Here is a 15,373-nt window from a genome sequence, read left to right as displayed (position 1 = left end):
TGATAGTAACGATAAGAGTCCTCTTTGAATAGTCAGCAAAACAGAAATTCATCCGTTCCAGTGGCGATACGTCTCAAAGATGTGCAGCACCGGTATCCGAAGAGTCAGGTAACCCTGTCTATCCCGAACTGGGAGGTACAGACCGGCGATAAAGTATTCTTGCATGGTCCCTCGGGCACAGGAAAAACCACGCTCCTTAACCTGCTTGCCGGTGTGTTGCAGCCAGAGAGCGGTGAGATTGCTTTGCTCGACCAGCCCTTTTCATCACTGCCCACCCGCAAGCGCGATAAATTTCGTGCTAAACATATTGGTGTGGTGTTTCAGCAGTTTAATTTGGTGCCGCATCTCAGCGTGCTGAAAAACATTCGTCTGGCCGCTTACTTTGCTGACAATAAAGCCAGTGTTGATAGTAAAGCTGCTGCGATGATTGACGCGTTACGCCTGCCGTCGGAAGTACTACACCAGTCAGCTGGTAGTCTGAGTGTGGGTCAGCAACAACGGGTGGCAATAGCCAGGGCACTGATTAATGAGCCTGAAATTCTGCTGGTGGATGAACCGACATCGGCGTTGGACACAGACGCCCGCGATGCTTTCATGAATATGCTAACCGCACTGTGCGAAACGCAAAACACCACGTTAATTTTTGTGAGTCATGATAAAAGTCTGGAGAAATACCTGTCTTCATCGGTATCGCTAAGTGCACTTTGTACACTGAAGGAGGCAGAATAATGTTGCTATCTTTTGCTGTAAGCAGCCTGAAAAGCCGCGCAAAATCGGTGGTACTCACGTTCTTATCGTTACTGATCAGTATCAGTGTGCTGCTTAGTGTTGAGCATGTGCGAATGCAAGCTGAAAGCAGCTTCAGCCGTACGGTGTCTGATGTTGACCTTATTGTTGGCGCGCCCAGTGGCCAGTTGAATTTAATGCTTTATAGCATTTTCCGGATGGGGAGCCCCACCAATAACATCAGTTATGAAAGCGTGGAGATGCTCAAAGGGCATAGTCAGGTAGAGTGGGTTATTCCGATTTCGCTGGGCGATTCTCATCATGGATTTCGGGTGCTAGGTACAAGCCAGGACTATTTTGAACACTATAAATATGGCGACAAACAACGGCTGACATTTGCTTCCGGGCAGCCATTTGCTGGTGTTTTTGGCGCGGTTATTGGAGCAGATGTGGCGAAAAAGCTCGGTTATCACGTGGGCGACAAAATTGTTATCGCCCACGGTACCGGCATGGTGAGCTTTACTAATCATGATCAGTCGCCTTTCACCATCACCGGCATTCTGGCTGCCACTGGAACACCGGTAGACAAAACTGTGCATGTCAGTCTTGAAGGCATTGAGGCCATGCATTTATCGCCGTCTAAGCTCAAACCGATTGTTGCAAATCCTGATGACACCAGTAACCCGCTTATTCAACCCGATGATGTAACGGCGGTGATGTTAGGTCTGAAATCAAAATTCGCGACCTTTACTTTGCAACGAGAACTGAACAATTATCAGGACGACAGGCTGATGGCTATTTTGCCGGGTGTGGCCATGGCTGAGTTGTGGAAGATGATGGGCACCGTGGAGAATTTGCTGCGGATAATCAGTGTGCTTGTGTTGGTATCATCGCTATTTGGCTTGTCCACCATGCTGTTGGCTTCCATGCAGCAGCGAGAAAAAGAAATTGCTGTGCTGCGTATTCTCGGCGCAGGTGGTGGCACCATTTTCATGTTGTTGCTCACCGAAGCGCTGCTCATTGCCATTGCCGCAAGCGTGGTGTCTACCAGTCTGCTCACAGTGCTCTTTTCGGTATCAAAAGGCTGGTTGGCCAGTGAGTACGGCTTGTTTATGTCTGCCAATTTTTTCAGCGTACACAATGCTATAGTGATTGGTGCGGTACTGGCAGCAACCATTGTGACAACCCTGCTACCCGCTATCGACGCTTATCGTAAAGCCATACATTCCCGCCTTTAATTGCAGGCGGAATAAATGCAGGCGGGGCAAAGCTTAGCGCTGCAACTGGCGCTCAGCTTTGCTTTCTGCAAGCCGCTGCTGATACCAGAGCAGTGGCGCGCACACGCAAAATAATCCCAGCGCATAAAGCATCTTTGTGCCCAGTCCCACAGCGATGGTGGCGCAGAACAGACAGCTTAGCATTACCAGTGGACGGTGCTTTGCTGATAAAAGGCGGACGGCAGCCAGCATGCTCGCCAGATAAATCAGTACAAATACCCCGTTAACCCAACCAATCAGGTCTTCCAGGTTGTATGCACCGTAATGGGTGATAACCAGGGTGAGTGTCATGACGACAAGTACGCATTGCAGTGCCCGTTGAGGCACGTTGTGCTGATTTAGGTTTTGGAAGTAACCCGGTAAGACTTTATCGTTGCTTAAACTCCAGGTTAATCGGGCCAGACTGGCTGTGTACACATTCACAGTTGCTAGGCCGCCAGCTACACCGAGTGCACCGATAACCGCCGCGCCACCACCGGAGAATATCTGGTCAAATACGATGACCATGCTCAAAGAATCCGACACTGGCGTGTCGATGAGCAACCAGGTACAGCCCAGATAAATTAAACCCACCAGTAATGTGCCGGTCATAATGGCAGGGACTAAGTCCCGCCCCGGATCTTTAAAATCATCGGCCAGATGGGAAATGGCTTCTATGCCCAGAAAACTCCAGAATGCGATGCCCATGGCGGCCAACATGGGATTCATGTCAAAAGACGTCGTCGTTGCCTCAGGGATCAGTTCGCCCGACGCCACAGGCTGACCTGCCAACATAGCGATGACCACTAAGGTTATCACCAGGGTAAGGATAAGCTGCAAGGTGGAAGAAAACTGAATACCCCGATAATTCAGCGCAAATAGCAGCGCGATAATGCCAAGTTGAACAGGCAGCGCCCAGTCTGGTGAGAGACCAAACAGCGTTTCGATAAACCAGTACGTCATAATGATGGCAGCAGGCGCGCCAATAGGTACCACAAACAAGAACAGCAATCCGATGGTTCTGCCTGCAGATTTGCCAAACGCCTTTTCAACAAAATAGGCCGGGCCGCCCGCATGAGGGTAGCGGGAGGAGAGTTTAGCAAACACCATGGCAACGGGCAGAATCGCTACCGTTAACACAAGCCAGCTAATCATCGCCCAGTGGCCAGCGGTGTTGATGGTCATCTGCGGTAGAATAAATACGCTGGTACCCAGCAAAGTGGTGGTTAGCAGCCCAGCGCCCTGCCAGCGTCCAATTTTGTTATTTGCATCGTGCATGGTGATAAACAAACCCAATCGTACTGCGTTAATTTCAATTGCGTAATATACTGCGATTTTGCGCTTCATAACGTGTTACTTTGCGTGCATTCAGCGCGTTGTTGCCGTCATTTTGACGGCAGAAAGACTTTTTACCTGCAAAATGACGGAATCATGATGGACAAATTCGATCAGGCTATTCTTGCTCAACTCCGACAAAATGCCCGGGCCAGTATTTCAGCGATTGCCGATGAAGTGGGCCTGTCTCGTTCGGCGGTAACAGAACGGATAAAAAAGCTGGAATCCACCAATGTGATCCGCGGCTATCAGGTAATGTTGTCAGAATCGCAAAAAGAGGGCGTTGCCGCCTATCTGGAAATTCAGCATAAGCGGGCACGGTGTGCAGATGTGGTGCCATACTTTCGCGCTATTCCCGAGGTGGTGTCGTGCTACGGTGTTACCGGCGAGTGCGACCTTATCGTGCTGATAAAAGCAGACACCATGCGCCGGCTTCATGAAATCCGTGAGCATATCGATACCATCGACGACATCATCAAAATAAAAACCCACGTGGTGCTGAATCAGTGGTTGGGGTAGCTTTGGTTTGAAAAGCTTTGGTTAGAGTCTCGTTGGTTTTAGATATAGCGGGCGCGCAGCATCCAGCGCCAGATACCCAGTACAAAAAGCGCCAGTGTCAGCACGCCGGTGAGTAACCACAAAATCCGGCCAGCCAGGGTGAAGTAGGTGCCGTCATGTAACGGATGCAGCCAGTTCATGATGGTATTCGTCGCGCCTTGTTGCTGATAGTCAAACACCTCCAGTAACTTTCCGGACACACCGTCGATATAAACATAACTGTGAGGAAAGCGTCGGGAAGGGTCGCCTGATACTTGCAAACGAATGCGATAGTGGGCACGAGAGCCTTCGTCGTCCGGTGTTTCAATCCAGGCGCCTTTACTGTCAGGCAATGCCTGCTTTGCGATAGCCAGTGCCTGTGCCGGAGAAATAACGTGTGGTGCAGACGTGGCATTTTCAGGGGCAAATTTTGCGAACTGCGATTGACCAAAAACAGGTTCTAGTACAAAGCGGGATTCTTCAGGTAGTGCCAGCATTACGCCAGTCACACAGAGTAGTAGAAGCGGAACAGCACTGATTAAACCAAGGGTTTTGTGCCAGTCGTATAGCAGCCCGATTTTATTCGCCTTGCGCTTAAAACGCAGTTGCCTCGCCCATTGTCCCCGTTTGGGCCACCAGGCAATCAAGCCACTTATCAGCAAGTACGTGCACGCAAGCCCCAGGTATCCCACTATGATGCCGCCGGTTTTACCCAGCAATAAACGAAAGTGCAGATTGTAAATCCAGGTAACAAAATACTGCCCCCAGAAGTCACGCCGTAAAACGGTGGTGCCATCGGCGGTTAGCCACACCATCATAGGTGCAAAGTCTTCTCCTGCCGTCTCTTTGGGATTGTAATAGCGGGCCGGAATAACACCAGCGTCGTTCGTGACTTCAAAGCGCCACGAACGGGTTTTATCAGGGTAGGCCGTACGCAGTGTTTTAAGTGCGGTGTCATAGTCTGGCGAGACTGCAGCTTGTTGTGGCTGCGTAGCGGGTAAATTTAGGGCGCTATCGAGTTCGTTATAAAAAACAAGAATCGCGCCGGAAAGCGCGATGACGGTAAATAGTATTCCTACAGACAAACCCAACCACAGGTGGATTCGTCTGTGAACCTTTCGCCAGTTGATGCCCATATCGTCAGAACTTCAGCATGACTGACGCTGCGACGGCGCGCCCTTCACCCGGACTATGCAGACTTTGGCTACCATCCCACCAAACATACTCATAATATTCATCAGTTACGTTCTTCAACTCCAGCATCACATCGGTGTTCTCTGACACGCGGTATCGGGCAAGCAGATTCAGCAGAGTGAAATCACCAAACGTTCCGGCGTTATTAGCAGAGTTTAGTTCGTAACCTGTCTGACCACGCAGTACCGCTGACAGCATGATTTTTTCATTCAGATAACAATCGGCACCGGCAGAGTAAACCCACCCGGGAACATGATCAATATCGTTGCCCGCCAGTTCGGGTTGATCCGCAGAGGGCGTCTCAATTTCGGCTTGCTGCCAGGCGAGTGTTGCCCACAGAGAAAAATCTTTCGATGGCGACCATGCACCCTGCAAATCAATACCTTGCCGTTCAGTGGCCCCCAGGTTTTCAAAATCACCATTTGGGTCGTTCAATCGACGTTTCAGTTCGCCGCTGGCCGTTTGATTCCAAAGCGTCAGGCGGGCATTCATATTGGCATCGGGTTTGTAGGCGATACCCGCTTCCCAGCCGCGGTTTACCGACGGTTCCAGATTGGTCTGGCGGGGCGGGATAAGATAAGCGCCTGAGCCCACACCAATTTGAAACGTTTCACCCCAGTTAGCAAACAGGGTAATGGCATCTGTGGGTAACACCGCCACAGACAGTTTGGGCTGACTAATCGTACCGTAGTCATTTACTGGTGCCGTCACATTATTTAACCGGTCCTCAAAATCACCGGTTACTTTATCTACCCGCCACGCAGGGGTTATACGCAACCAGTCTGCCGGCGCTATTTCACTTTGAATGTACGCGCCTTTAACACGAAGTCTGAAATGCTGATCTCTGGTTTGGGTGTTGGCGATACGGTTGGTACTCAGGTAACGGGCGGAAATATTATCTTGTCCCTCTATGCTGGCACCGGCTTCAAAAAATAGGCCATTCAGACCTGAATTGTGAACAGTATAAGTTGCCGAAGCCTGCACACCGTAATGCTCTTCTTCGGTGTAACGGTTCTGTTGGCTGACTCCTGCTGAATAAGTCACGTAGCGGTCGTCTTCAAGCTTGTTCAACCAACTGGTCACTTTGTAGGTAATATTTTTCGATGGTTCGCTGTGCAGACCCAGGCTGTATTGCTGCATTTCCCGGGTACCCATATCTGACGCGTTATAGTCATTAGTGGCACGGGGATTTGAATAGGCTATTTCGCGGGTGAGGTAGCCGGCTTCCTGCGCATCGCTGTCGTAATAACGCGCGCTGGCATTTGCAGACAACGTAGAGGAAATGGCATAACCCCATTTGCCCGCAAGACTGGTGCGGTCAAACTCGCCATGATCCCGGTATCCGTCACCTTCCCGGTAGCCAATGGCATAATTCTGGCTGAAATCACCCGATTCGTTTCCAAGTGCTGCCTGTACATCATACTTGCCAAAGCTACCTGCAGACAGTCTTGCGTCGGTGTAATCGCCCCCGGTACGGGTAATGAAGTTCACATTGCCTGCAATGTTGTGCAGACCGTAGCGTGGGTCAGTCGTGCCCCGCACCAGCTCCAGGGTGGAAATCTCGATGGGCAGGATCATATCGAGATAGGGCATGTTGCCACTGTTTGCGTTTGACGGAATATCATCGATTAACAGTTTGGCCGCATTCACTTCGCCCTCGCCGTTAAATCCACGAAATGAAAGCTTTCCGCTGGTGGTGCCCTGGTTAAATTCGGTCAGTACCACGCCGGGCATTCTGCCCGCCAACTGCCAGGCATAATCAATATCTGGCTGACGAACCGCATCACCGGATAAACGGTCTACAGAGGTAAGCATCCGGCTGGCGTCTGCGGATGCTTTCGCTGTCACCTCAATTCGTTCACCAACAGAAAAGCTTATGTCGCCTTTGCGGCTATTGTCTGCATTTGTCGCATCCGTTTCCTGTGCGTTCAGCGATAACGCGATAAACAAAGTGGAAAGCGGAAAAAGCAGAACGGGAGAAACAGGAAGAAACCGGGCGTTTTTGAAAGGCATAAAATCTCTGACTGAAACGTTAAAAATTCAGCGCAGATTATTCCTTCTCACAGGGTCTGCTACAATGCGACATAATGTCGCACCCGAGCCCGTTATCATGCTCAGAAATACTAACCTCAACTTGCTTCGCACGTTACACGTATTGTTGCAGGAAGCCCATGTGAGCAAAGCAGCGCAACGTCTTCATATCACCCAGTCAGCGGTGAGCAGGCAACTGGCTCAGCTTCGGGATATCTGGCAGGACGAGTTGCTGGTACGCAATGGCAATGTGCTTATCATGACGCCAAAAGCTGAAATGCTGAAAGCGAAGCTCGACACGCTAATGGACGATTTCGATTTGCTGTTGGCTGAAACCGTATTCGACCCTGAAAACTGGTTTGGCGAGCTGGTGCTGTCGTCGAGTGATTATGTTGCCCAGTATGTCATGCCGGACGTATGCAAGCGGCTCAGTAAGCAGGCGCCAAATCTGGCGGTGAGCTTGCGATTGTGGGAGCCCGAATATATTCACCGGCTCCACGAACTCAATATCGATATCGCTTCCACCATGTTGCCGCATAAACCGGACGGCATTTCTGGTATCCGCATTGGCGCGGACCATTCGGTGCTGGTGATGCACCAGTCACATCCACTGGCTTCAAAAAAGCATGTCACCGTGAATGAACTGATTGCTTATCCGCATATTAAAATTACCGGTGGGGCTGACAAAGATACCTTTGTTGATGACATTCTGCGGCAGCAAGACTTACAGCGCCGGGTTCATTTACGGGTGCCCTTCTTCAATGCGGCACTGAGCCATTTGCAAGTATTCGACGGGCTAATGGTGATGCCAGAGCACATTGCTGAGAGTTTGGGGGACAGCTGGAATATTGTGTATAAACCACTGCCTTTCAACGTTGAAGAAAATCAGTACTGGCTTATCTGGCATCCAAAATATGATAATGACATCAGACATAAATGGGCGCGGGAGCAGGTAAAAGACGCTATTGCCCATTGCGAAAGCTCAATCCAACTTTAATTGATTTTCGGTATTACTCTAAATCATAGCTGTAATGATATCTTATGATTTCCAGTTATGCTTGTGATGCTTCTACAATGCAGGAAATTGGAGGGGCATCATGACGATCGTTGTATTTTTCACCTTATTTTCTGTTTGTTTGTTGGGAGCCATGTCTCCTGGTCCGAGTCTGGCGGTTGTGACCAAACATGCGCTGTCTGGCGGGCGCTTTAACGGGCTTTGTACTGCATGGGCCCATGCGTCGGGTGTTTTCTTCTATGCATTATTAACCAGTTCTGGATTGGCCGTGTTACTGCAACATTCACCGGTGTTGTTTAAAGCACTCACCTGGCTGGGAGCCGGGTATCTGGCCTATCTTGGCGTAAAATCGCTGATGTCGAAGGGCGGTATTCAGGCGCAATTGCAGTCTGGCAAAAAAGTCTCTGCGCTGGCAGCAGCAGGGGATGGCCTGGCAATATCATTGTTCAATCCTAAGATCGCACTCTTTTTTATAGCCCTGTTCAGTCAGTTTATCGGTGTGGCCGACAACATGGCGGAAACGGCGGTTATCGTTGCAACCCCGGCATTAATTGATGGGCTGTGGTACACGCTGATTGCCGTGGTGATGTCGAGTCAGGCGGTAGTACAACGAATTCAGGCCAAAGCGGGGATCATTGATAAGGTAACAGGCGGCGTGTTGATTTTACTGGCGGTGAAAGCCGTTTCACTATAAAAAATGTGCGAAGACGGCTGTCTAGGAAAACTCTTCTTATTAACGGCAGTCTATTCATCTTCGGCAGTAAGACCTGCAAGTCGGCAAAGAGCACGAACATTCAAAAATAAGTCCTTTCAGTTAGGTATCAATTTCTTTGATGCCTCTCATCATTAAGTTCGCGTTTTAGATAACGGGAATTCCTGTATTTTATTTTTTGTTAACTAAATGTGTCATCCGGCACATGGGGTTAACAAAGGCGATGTGAGTGATGTCCGGTGGCATGGTGAAACGCAGCAAAGATTGCGGTAACCCGGCCACTGGCATTCGCAGAAGAAGACATACAGGAAGCCAAAATGAAAAACACGCAAATTTTCAAAGTCACGGCGCTGGCGGCAGCCATTGCCAGTCCGGTACTCTACGCACAAGAAACAGAGGAAAACGGAGAGTCTCAAGGGTTTGAAGTTATCCTTGTGGAAGCGCAGAGAACCACCCAAAACCTCCAGGAAGTACCGGTGAGTGTACAGGTGCTCTATGGTTCTGATCTGGCAGAACAGAATATCAACGAACTGACACAACTCTCTGTCATGGCGCCCACACTGCAGGTGGGACAGGACAATACCTACGCCATTCGTGGTATCGGTTCTCAGATTTTTGCCGAGACTATCGACCCCAGCGTTGCGCTGGCCATTGACGGCGTAAGTCTGGGCAGGAATGCACTGGCCGGTCAGCCCTTCAACGACATCGCTTCAGTGGAAGTGCTGAACGGTCCGCAAGGCTTGTTGTTCGGTAAAAATGCGTCTGCAGGTCTGATCAACATCGCGACGAAACGCCCGGTCATTGATGAAACCTCAGGCAATATCTCATTTGAATACAATTTAAGAGATACCACGCCAACAGATGCTACCGGCAAGATTGCAAAAGGCACTATTAATTTGCCGGTATCGGAAAATTCTGCTTTGCGAATCAATGCGTTGTATTCCATGCAGGATAGTATTATCGAAAACGTCTATCCCAATACTGAACGTACGGACTTAGATCAGGAAAAGTCCGGAATTAAAGTGAAGTATCTGTATGAAGATGGTCCGCTGAGCCTTTATTTTATTGGTGATTACAATAAGAACGAAGGCACCGGGGAGCGCTATGCCAGAACGTTCCGTGAGGTCGACCCTGACAGTGAGATCGTTGCGTTACTGGCAGCAGACAACATTACGCCCGGGCCAGAAAACATGACCAATAATTCCGATGGTGAGATGTTTCAGGACGTAGAAACCGGTGGTCTGCAGGGAGAGGTGGTTTACGCATTCAACAACGGTATGGAGCTTATCAATATTGCTGCCTGGCGCTACTTCGACAGCGACGCGAACCTGCATAATGACTTTTCATCGCTGCCCGATATTGTTAATAACCCGAGCACCAATGAGTATGAACAGTTCTCCAATGAATTACGTCTGGTGTTACCAGCCACAGAAAACTATTCCGGCCAGGTCGGGTTATTCTATTTCGATTCAGAATCAAATATGACAAACAGTCTGGAAGTGCAGGGGCCGCCGCCGTTTGTGGCCGTTGGGTTTCCGTTCTGTGTAGAGGCTGAAATTTCCGGTCCGCCACCGGGTTGCCCTTACAGCAACGACGTGTTTTTAGGTAACGACTCGGTGACTACGCTAACGCAAACCAGCTACGCCGCGTTCGGGCAGTTCGATTTTTATCTTACAGATAAACTCACTGCCACCGCCGGCGCCCGGGTTACGCAGGATGAAGTTACTTCCGATGTACTGCAAATGCAGAAAGATTATTTCATCGGTATCGGTGGCCCCCGTGGACAATTTAACGAATCGGTGGATAACACCAATCTGAGCTGGAAGCTGGGGGCGCAGTATCAGTACGACGCCGATCTGATGATGTATGTGTCGGTGGGGCAGGGCTATAAAGGGCCGGGCTTTAATACCGACAATCAGGATAACGAAGCGATTCCGTTTGCCGTTGAAGATGAGATTTCCACCACCATTGAAGCAGGCCTTAAGAGCAAAGTGCTGGATGATAAAGTTATTTTCAACCTGTCAGTGTTTAATACCGATTTTGATAATTACCAGGCGCAGTCGTTTAATCTCGATGCCCAGGCGTTCATCATCCAGAATGCTGCCACTGTAACCTCGCGGGGCGCTGAAATTTCAGTAAGAGCCCTGGCCAGTGATAACCTGACCTTTTACTGGGACGCAGCCCTGCTGGATTCAACTTTCGATGAATTTACACAGGCATCCTGTACGCCAGACTCAACAGAGTGTGGCCCCGATGATGCTTTCTTTGATGCATCCGGGTACTCCACACCACTGGCAGCAAATTTCACGTCCACGTTGAAGGCACAGTACGAGCAGGAAATTACGGCAACGGTGTACGGATTCCTTAACGCCAGCGTCTATTACCGGTCTGATATTAATTACGGTATTGCATCGCCTTCAACAGAGCTCGATGCCATCACTACCTTTAACATCAGTGCCGGTTTTGAAACCGATGAAGGCTTACGGGTGTGGGTATTTTGTAATAACTGTACCGACGAGAAATACCCCGTCTCTATGGGCTTTGATCCCGGTGAAAATAACCGCGGCTTCGCCTCAATTCACCAAACCTGGGGGCTCAACTCTGTGCGCTCTCTTGGTCTGGCAGCCTCCTGGGCATTTTAATCTCATCCAAAGCCAACTCGCCGGGAGTTGGCTTTTTCTTTATCGAGATTATCTGTTGCGCGGGTTGTGCCTGGTGGGTGTGGTTTACTTCATCTTCAGAAGCAAATTCAGTTAAACAAAAAACAGCTTTGATGTTGTTAACATACAAAGCTGCTTTAGGAACAATGGGTCGTTAGGAGGAGGATGACTCAGAAACTTCAGGCGCTTCCTCTTGTTCATCTTTTTCAATAACTTCTGGATTGCACATCGTTAAAAAATCACAAAGAAAATACATCATTTGGATCGTCTCCCGTCTGTAAGTTCTATCGAATATAACGCCTCCTCAATTAATTTACAATAAATTAACTTTGCGCTCACGCACCTTTCTTTTCCAGTCCTGGATTGCCGGGATAACAACCAGAAATTGCTTCAGTATCCTAAAGTTCAAATGCATTGAATGAAAAACAGCCGTTTATGGTAACAGCGTGTCGCGTTACTGGAATGACCACCGATGTCATTTGTTAAGATTCTTAACAAAATGCTTGCTTAGCAACCAGTGTTTAATATATAACCTAGTTGTTACAATTGATTAACTCAATGGGGGTTAAATGTAACAATCGCTGCGATTAAGGGAAATTTCAGCGTGAAGCGAAATGTGTGATGGGTATAGCGGCCAATAATCAAATATTGATGACATCGGTGTCAAAGGGCGCTTAATAAGGGACACACATTTCAACTGTGTTAGTTAATTCTTTTTGGAAACCAAGATATGTTTAAAAAAACAAAACTTGCATATGCAGTAGCGGGCACACTGGGCGTTGCCGTTGCTTCTCAAGCGTATGCACAGCAAGCACCAGAAGAAATGGAACAAATCGAAGTAAGGGGCGTGCGCGGTTCCTTATCACAGTCAATGAATGTTAAGCGTCAGTCATCAGGTGTTGTCGATGCCATCTCGGCAGAAGACATGGGTAAGTTCCCAGATACAAACCTGGCAGAATCACTGCAACGTATTACTGGTGTATCTATTAACCGTGTTAACGGTGAGGGTTCTGAAGTCACCGTACGTGGTTTTGGTGGTAACTTTAACCTGATCACGTTGAATGGCCGTCAGATGCCTGCGGCAAACGTTGCATCTATCACCGGTAACTCCGACGACCAGGGTGCTTCCGGTTCTACCCGTTCATTCGACTTCTCTAACCTTGCCTCTGAAGGCGTAAGTGGTATTGAAGTATACAAAACTGGTCGTGCAGCCGTACCGTCAGGTGGTATCGGTGCAACTATCAACATTAACACCATCAAACCATTGTCTCAGGGCGAAAACCGCATGTCCTTTGGCGCGAAAGCGATGAAAGACGAAAGTGGTGAAGGCGTAACGCCGGAACTGAGCGGTATGGGTAACTGGTCTAACGACGACAATACTTTTGGTGTTGCAGTATTCGGTTCTTACCAAGAGCGTAACTCTGGTAGCCGCGTAATGAACCAATCACAGTTCCAGCTGTTTAACTGGGATTCCACTTCGCCAGGTACATTTGGTCTGGTAGACGGTGCAACTGTAACCAACGCTCCTGAAGAAGGCCAACTGGTTGCGATGCCGCCTAACGTGGGTTATGGCATAAACGAAGACAGCCGTGAGCGTTTGAACGGTATGATTACGTTACAATACGCGCCTTCTGAAACGTTAACACTCACCGCAGATGCAACTTACGCCAGCAACACCATGGAATCCACGTCGATTACCGACGGTGTTTGGTTTGCTCGTCAGTTCACTGACATGGAATTTGACGGTAACCCCATTGTTGCCACACCTATTCGTTTCAGCGAAGACATCGACGGCGGTAAAGACTTCTTCTTCCAAAACCTGGCGCTGGCAGCGAAAGATGAGATGCACTCTTTTGGCTTCAATGCTAATTGGTGGGTATCTGATGAACTGAACCTGCGTTTCGACGTTGCTTCATCAGAAGCGAAAAGTGGTGGCGATGGTCCATCTGGCAAAAACGTTATTCGTATGAACGTGGCCGGTGCGACAGCAGGTTGGCAGACGGTTGACCTGTCCTCTGGCTTCCCGCAAGTAAGCATTGTGGTTGACGATTCTATCAAAGGTAACAACAACGGTATCTTTGATATGCCGGACGTAGGTCCTCAGGTTGCTCGTGCTATTGAATCTAACCAGAAGCAAACTGTTGATCAGTTCCGCTTTGATGGTACTTGGGACCAGGGCGCAGACGTGAAAATTGATTTCGGTATGGGATACATCTCTACTGAAATGAACCAAAACCGTTACGAATCTGAAGCGCAACTGGGTGGCTGGGGTGTAGCTGATGTTGGCAACATTCCTGAAGGTCTGTTGGAAGTGACTTGTACCGCTTGTGCGTTTGAAGACACTGCCATTACCGGTGTACCGGGCGCAGATGCGATTGCTGTTCCTGCGGGTTCAACAACCATTCCGTTAGGTAGTGTCTCGTTCAAAGGTAATGCCATTGAATTGGTTGATGTTATTGCACCAATGTACGGTTACACACTGGATACCTTCAACGCGATTTCTTCTGCTGATAACACCGTAAAAGAAGATATTTTGTCTCTTTACGCGATGGCGTCAATGGACGGTGAACTGGGTGGTTTTGAAACCAACTTAGTTGTAGGTGCGCGTTATGAAAAAACAGATGTAGAGTCTATTTCTTTACAAACTGTACCGCTGCAAATCAACTGGGTATCAGATAACGATTTCCGTATGGTACTGGGTGACGACACAGAAGCGCTGTCACAGAAACACTCTTATGAAGCGTTCCTGCCGAATATCGATTTCTCAATTAACCTGACTGACGATCTGAAAGCCCGTGCTTCTTACAGCATGACACTGGCGCGTCCAGCCTATAATCAGATGTACACCGCTACTACAGTGGGTGCACCGGGTCGTCCTACCTACCTGGGCGGACAAGGTTCTGGTAGCCGCGGTAACGCTGGTCTTGACCCGTTGGAGTCAAACAACTTCGACCTGTCGTTAGAGTATTACTACGGTGATGCGTCTATGGTATCTATCGGTTACTACCGTAAAGACGTAGACAACTTCGTGGGTACGCAACAGGTTTCTCAAGGTCTGTTCGGGTTACTTGATGCAACTTCAGGTGCACCAGGTACCGTATCTGCTGAAGCGATTGCTGAACTCGAAGCCCGTGGTGTGGAAGTAACAGAGCGTAACTTCTTCACAATGACAGCACTGCTGACTAACCCAGAAAACTTCCCTGGCGGTGCGAGTGAGTTTGAAGAAGGTCAGGCGTTTGCTGATGCGGTATTTGCGTCAAACAACGTTGAGCCACAAGCCGGCGACCCAGAAATGCAGTTTGAGGTTACTCAACCTGTGAACAACCAGAGTGCCCGTATTTCTGGTTACGAGTTCGCATGGCAGCACTTCTTTGGTGACAGTGGTTTCGGTTACCAGGCTAACTTCACAATCGTAGACGGTGATATCGGTTACGATGTGGGCGCTAGCCCGGCTATCGAGCAGTTCGCTCTGGAAGGCTTGAGTGACAGTGCTAACCTCGTTTTAATTTACGAGAAGAATGGTCTGTCTACGCGTGTTGCTTACAACTGGCGTGATGCGTTCCTGGCTGAAGTTAACCGCTCGGTATCATCTCAGCGTAACCCGCTGTTCATTGATGAATACAAGCAGTTAGACTTAAACGTAAGCTATGACTTCACTGAAGATTTCACCATGAGCCTTGATGTCATCAACTTACTGGAAGAAGGTCAGCGTCAGTATGGCCGTACACAAAACAACACGTTCTTTGTTCAGGAACTGGATAGACGTTTTGTACTGAGTGCCCGTTATAGCTTCTAATTGAAGCAGTAACAAAAGTGAAGCCGCACCTGATAGTTGAGCAGGTGCGGTTTTTTTATGCGCTTTTTAATTCGCTAACTAACAACCTATTATTGACATTCTTTTAGTTCA

General features: G+C 48.9%; 10 protein-coding genes. 7 read left to right on the top strand and 3 right to left on the bottom strand.

Going from position 1 to position 15,373, the window contains the following annotated elements; genetic code table 11:
* The first annotated feature begins 60 nt into the window (after positions 1-60).
* Entirely contained in the window at positions 61-729 is a 669-nt protein-coding gene (locus BFC18_RS13020; RefSeq protein WP_342670044.1) for an ABC transporter ATP-binding protein, read from the top strand.
* Positions 729-1,964, top strand: a complete 1,236-nt coding sequence (locus BFC18_RS13015; protein ID WP_070125980.1) for an ABC transporter permease — start codon at positions 729-731, stop codon at positions 1,962-1,964. The genes BFC18_RS13020 and BFC18_RS13015 overlap by 1 nt, the downstream gene beginning before the upstream one ends.
* 33 nt (positions 1,965-1,997) lie before the next feature.
* Here the strand turns inward: BFC18_RS13015 and yjeH are convergent, their stop codons facing one another.
* Positions 1,998-3,260: an L-methionine/branched-chain amino acid transporter gene (yjeH, locus tag BFC18_RS13010; protein WP_070126131.1), complete on the bottom strand. Its 1,263-nt coding sequence runs from the start codon at positions 3,258-3,260 to the stop codon at positions 1,998-2,000.
* A gap of 156 nt (positions 3,261-3,416) precedes the next feature.
* Here yjeH and BFC18_RS13005 point away from each other — a divergent pair, with 156 nt between their 5' ends.
* On the top strand, positions 3,417-3,836 hold the full coding sequence (locus BFC18_RS13005; protein ID WP_070125979.1) for an Lrp/AsnC family transcriptional regulator: 420 nt from the start codon (positions 3,417-3,419) through the stop codon (positions 3,834-3,836).
* A 38-nt stretch (positions 3,837-3,874) separates the two neighbouring features.
* Here BFC18_RS13005 and BFC18_RS13000 read toward each other — a convergent pair whose 3' ends face one another.
* Complete coding sequence (locus tag BFC18_RS13000) at positions 3,875-4,990, bottom strand: PepSY-associated TM helix domain-containing protein (RefSeq protein ID WP_070125978.1); 1,116 nt, start codon at positions 4,988-4,990, stop codon at positions 3,875-3,877.
* 4 nt (positions 4,991-4,994) lie between these two features.
* Entirely contained in the window at positions 4,995-7,061 is a 2,067-nt protein-coding gene (locus tag BFC18_RS12995) for a TonB-dependent receptor (RefSeq protein ID WP_070125977.1), read from the bottom strand.
* 64 nt (positions 7,062-7,125) lie between these two features.
* On the opposite strand from BFC18_RS12995, the gene BFC18_RS12990 reads away from it, so the two are divergent.
* From BFC18_RS12990 to BFC18_RS12975, 4 genes are all read left to right on the top strand, one after another.
* Positions 7,126-8,076 (top strand): LysR family transcriptional regulator, encoded by a 951-nt coding sequence (locus tag BFC18_RS12990; protein ID WP_245680380.1) that lies wholly within the window; start codon positions 7,126-7,128, stop codon positions 8,074-8,076.
* Positions 8,077-8,176: 100 nt separating this feature from the next.
* Positions 8,177-8,788, top strand: a complete 612-nt coding sequence (locus BFC18_RS12985; RefSeq protein WP_070125976.1) for a LysE family translocator — start codon at positions 8,177-8,179, stop codon at positions 8,786-8,788.
* Between the two features lie 335 nt (positions 8,789-9,123).
* Complete coding sequence (locus tag BFC18_RS12980; RefSeq protein ID WP_070125975.1) at positions 9,124-11,448, top strand: TonB-dependent receptor; 2,325 nt, start codon at positions 9,124-9,126, stop codon at positions 11,446-11,448.
* A 748-nt stretch (positions 11,449-12,196) separates the two neighbouring features.
* Positions 12,197-15,262, top strand: coding sequence for a TonB-dependent receptor (locus BFC18_RS12975; protein ID WP_070125974.1), 3,066 nt, complete (start codon positions 12,197-12,199; stop codon positions 15,260-15,262).
* Positions 15,263-15,373 lie beyond the last annotated feature (111 nt).

This window comes from Alteromonas confluentis, assembly GCF_001757105.1.
GTDB classification, from domain to species: Bacteria; Pseudomonadota; Gammaproteobacteria; order Enterobacterales; family Alteromonadaceae; genus Alteromonas; species Alteromonas confluentis.
Note: the sequence above shows the minus strand (reverse complement) of the source record. Positions and strands in the feature narration are given on the sequence as shown.

Excerpts from the sequence above, each read along its gene's own strand:
- BFC18_RS13015 (WP_070125980.1), top strand. The coding sequence starts at position 729 with ATGTTGCTATCTTTTGCTGTAAGCAGCCTGAAAAGCCGCGCAAAATCG.
- yjeH (WP_070126131.1), bottom strand. The coding sequence starts at position 3,260 with ATGCACGATGCAAATAACAAAATTGGACGCTGGCAGGGCGCTGGGCTG.
- BFC18_RS13005 (WP_070125979.1), top strand. The coding sequence starts at position 3,417 with ATGGACAAATTCGATCAGGCTATTCTTGCTCAACTCCGACAAAATGCC.
- BFC18_RS12995 (WP_070125977.1), bottom strand. The coding sequence starts at position 7,061 with ATGCCTTTCAAAAACGCCCGGTTTCTTCCTGTTTCTCCCGTTCTGCTT.
- BFC18_RS13000 (WP_070125978.1), bottom strand. The coding sequence starts at position 4,990 with ATGGGCATCAACTGGCGAAAGGTTCACAGACGAATCCACCTGTGGTTG.
- BFC18_RS12975 (WP_070125974.1), top strand. The coding sequence starts at position 12,197 with ATGTTTAAAAAAACAAAACTTGCATATGCAGTAGCGGGCACACTGGGC.
- BFC18_RS12985 (WP_070125976.1), top strand. The coding sequence starts at position 8,177 with ATGACGATCGTTGTATTTTTCACCTTATTTTCTGTTTGTTTGTTGGGA.
- BFC18_RS12980 (WP_070125975.1), top strand. The coding sequence starts at position 9,124 with ATGAAAAACACGCAAATTTTCAAAGTCACGGCGCTGGCGGCAGCCATT.
- BFC18_RS12990 (WP_245680380.1), top strand. The coding sequence starts at position 7,126 with ATGCGACATAATGTCGCACCCGAGCCCGTTATCATGCTCAGAAATACT.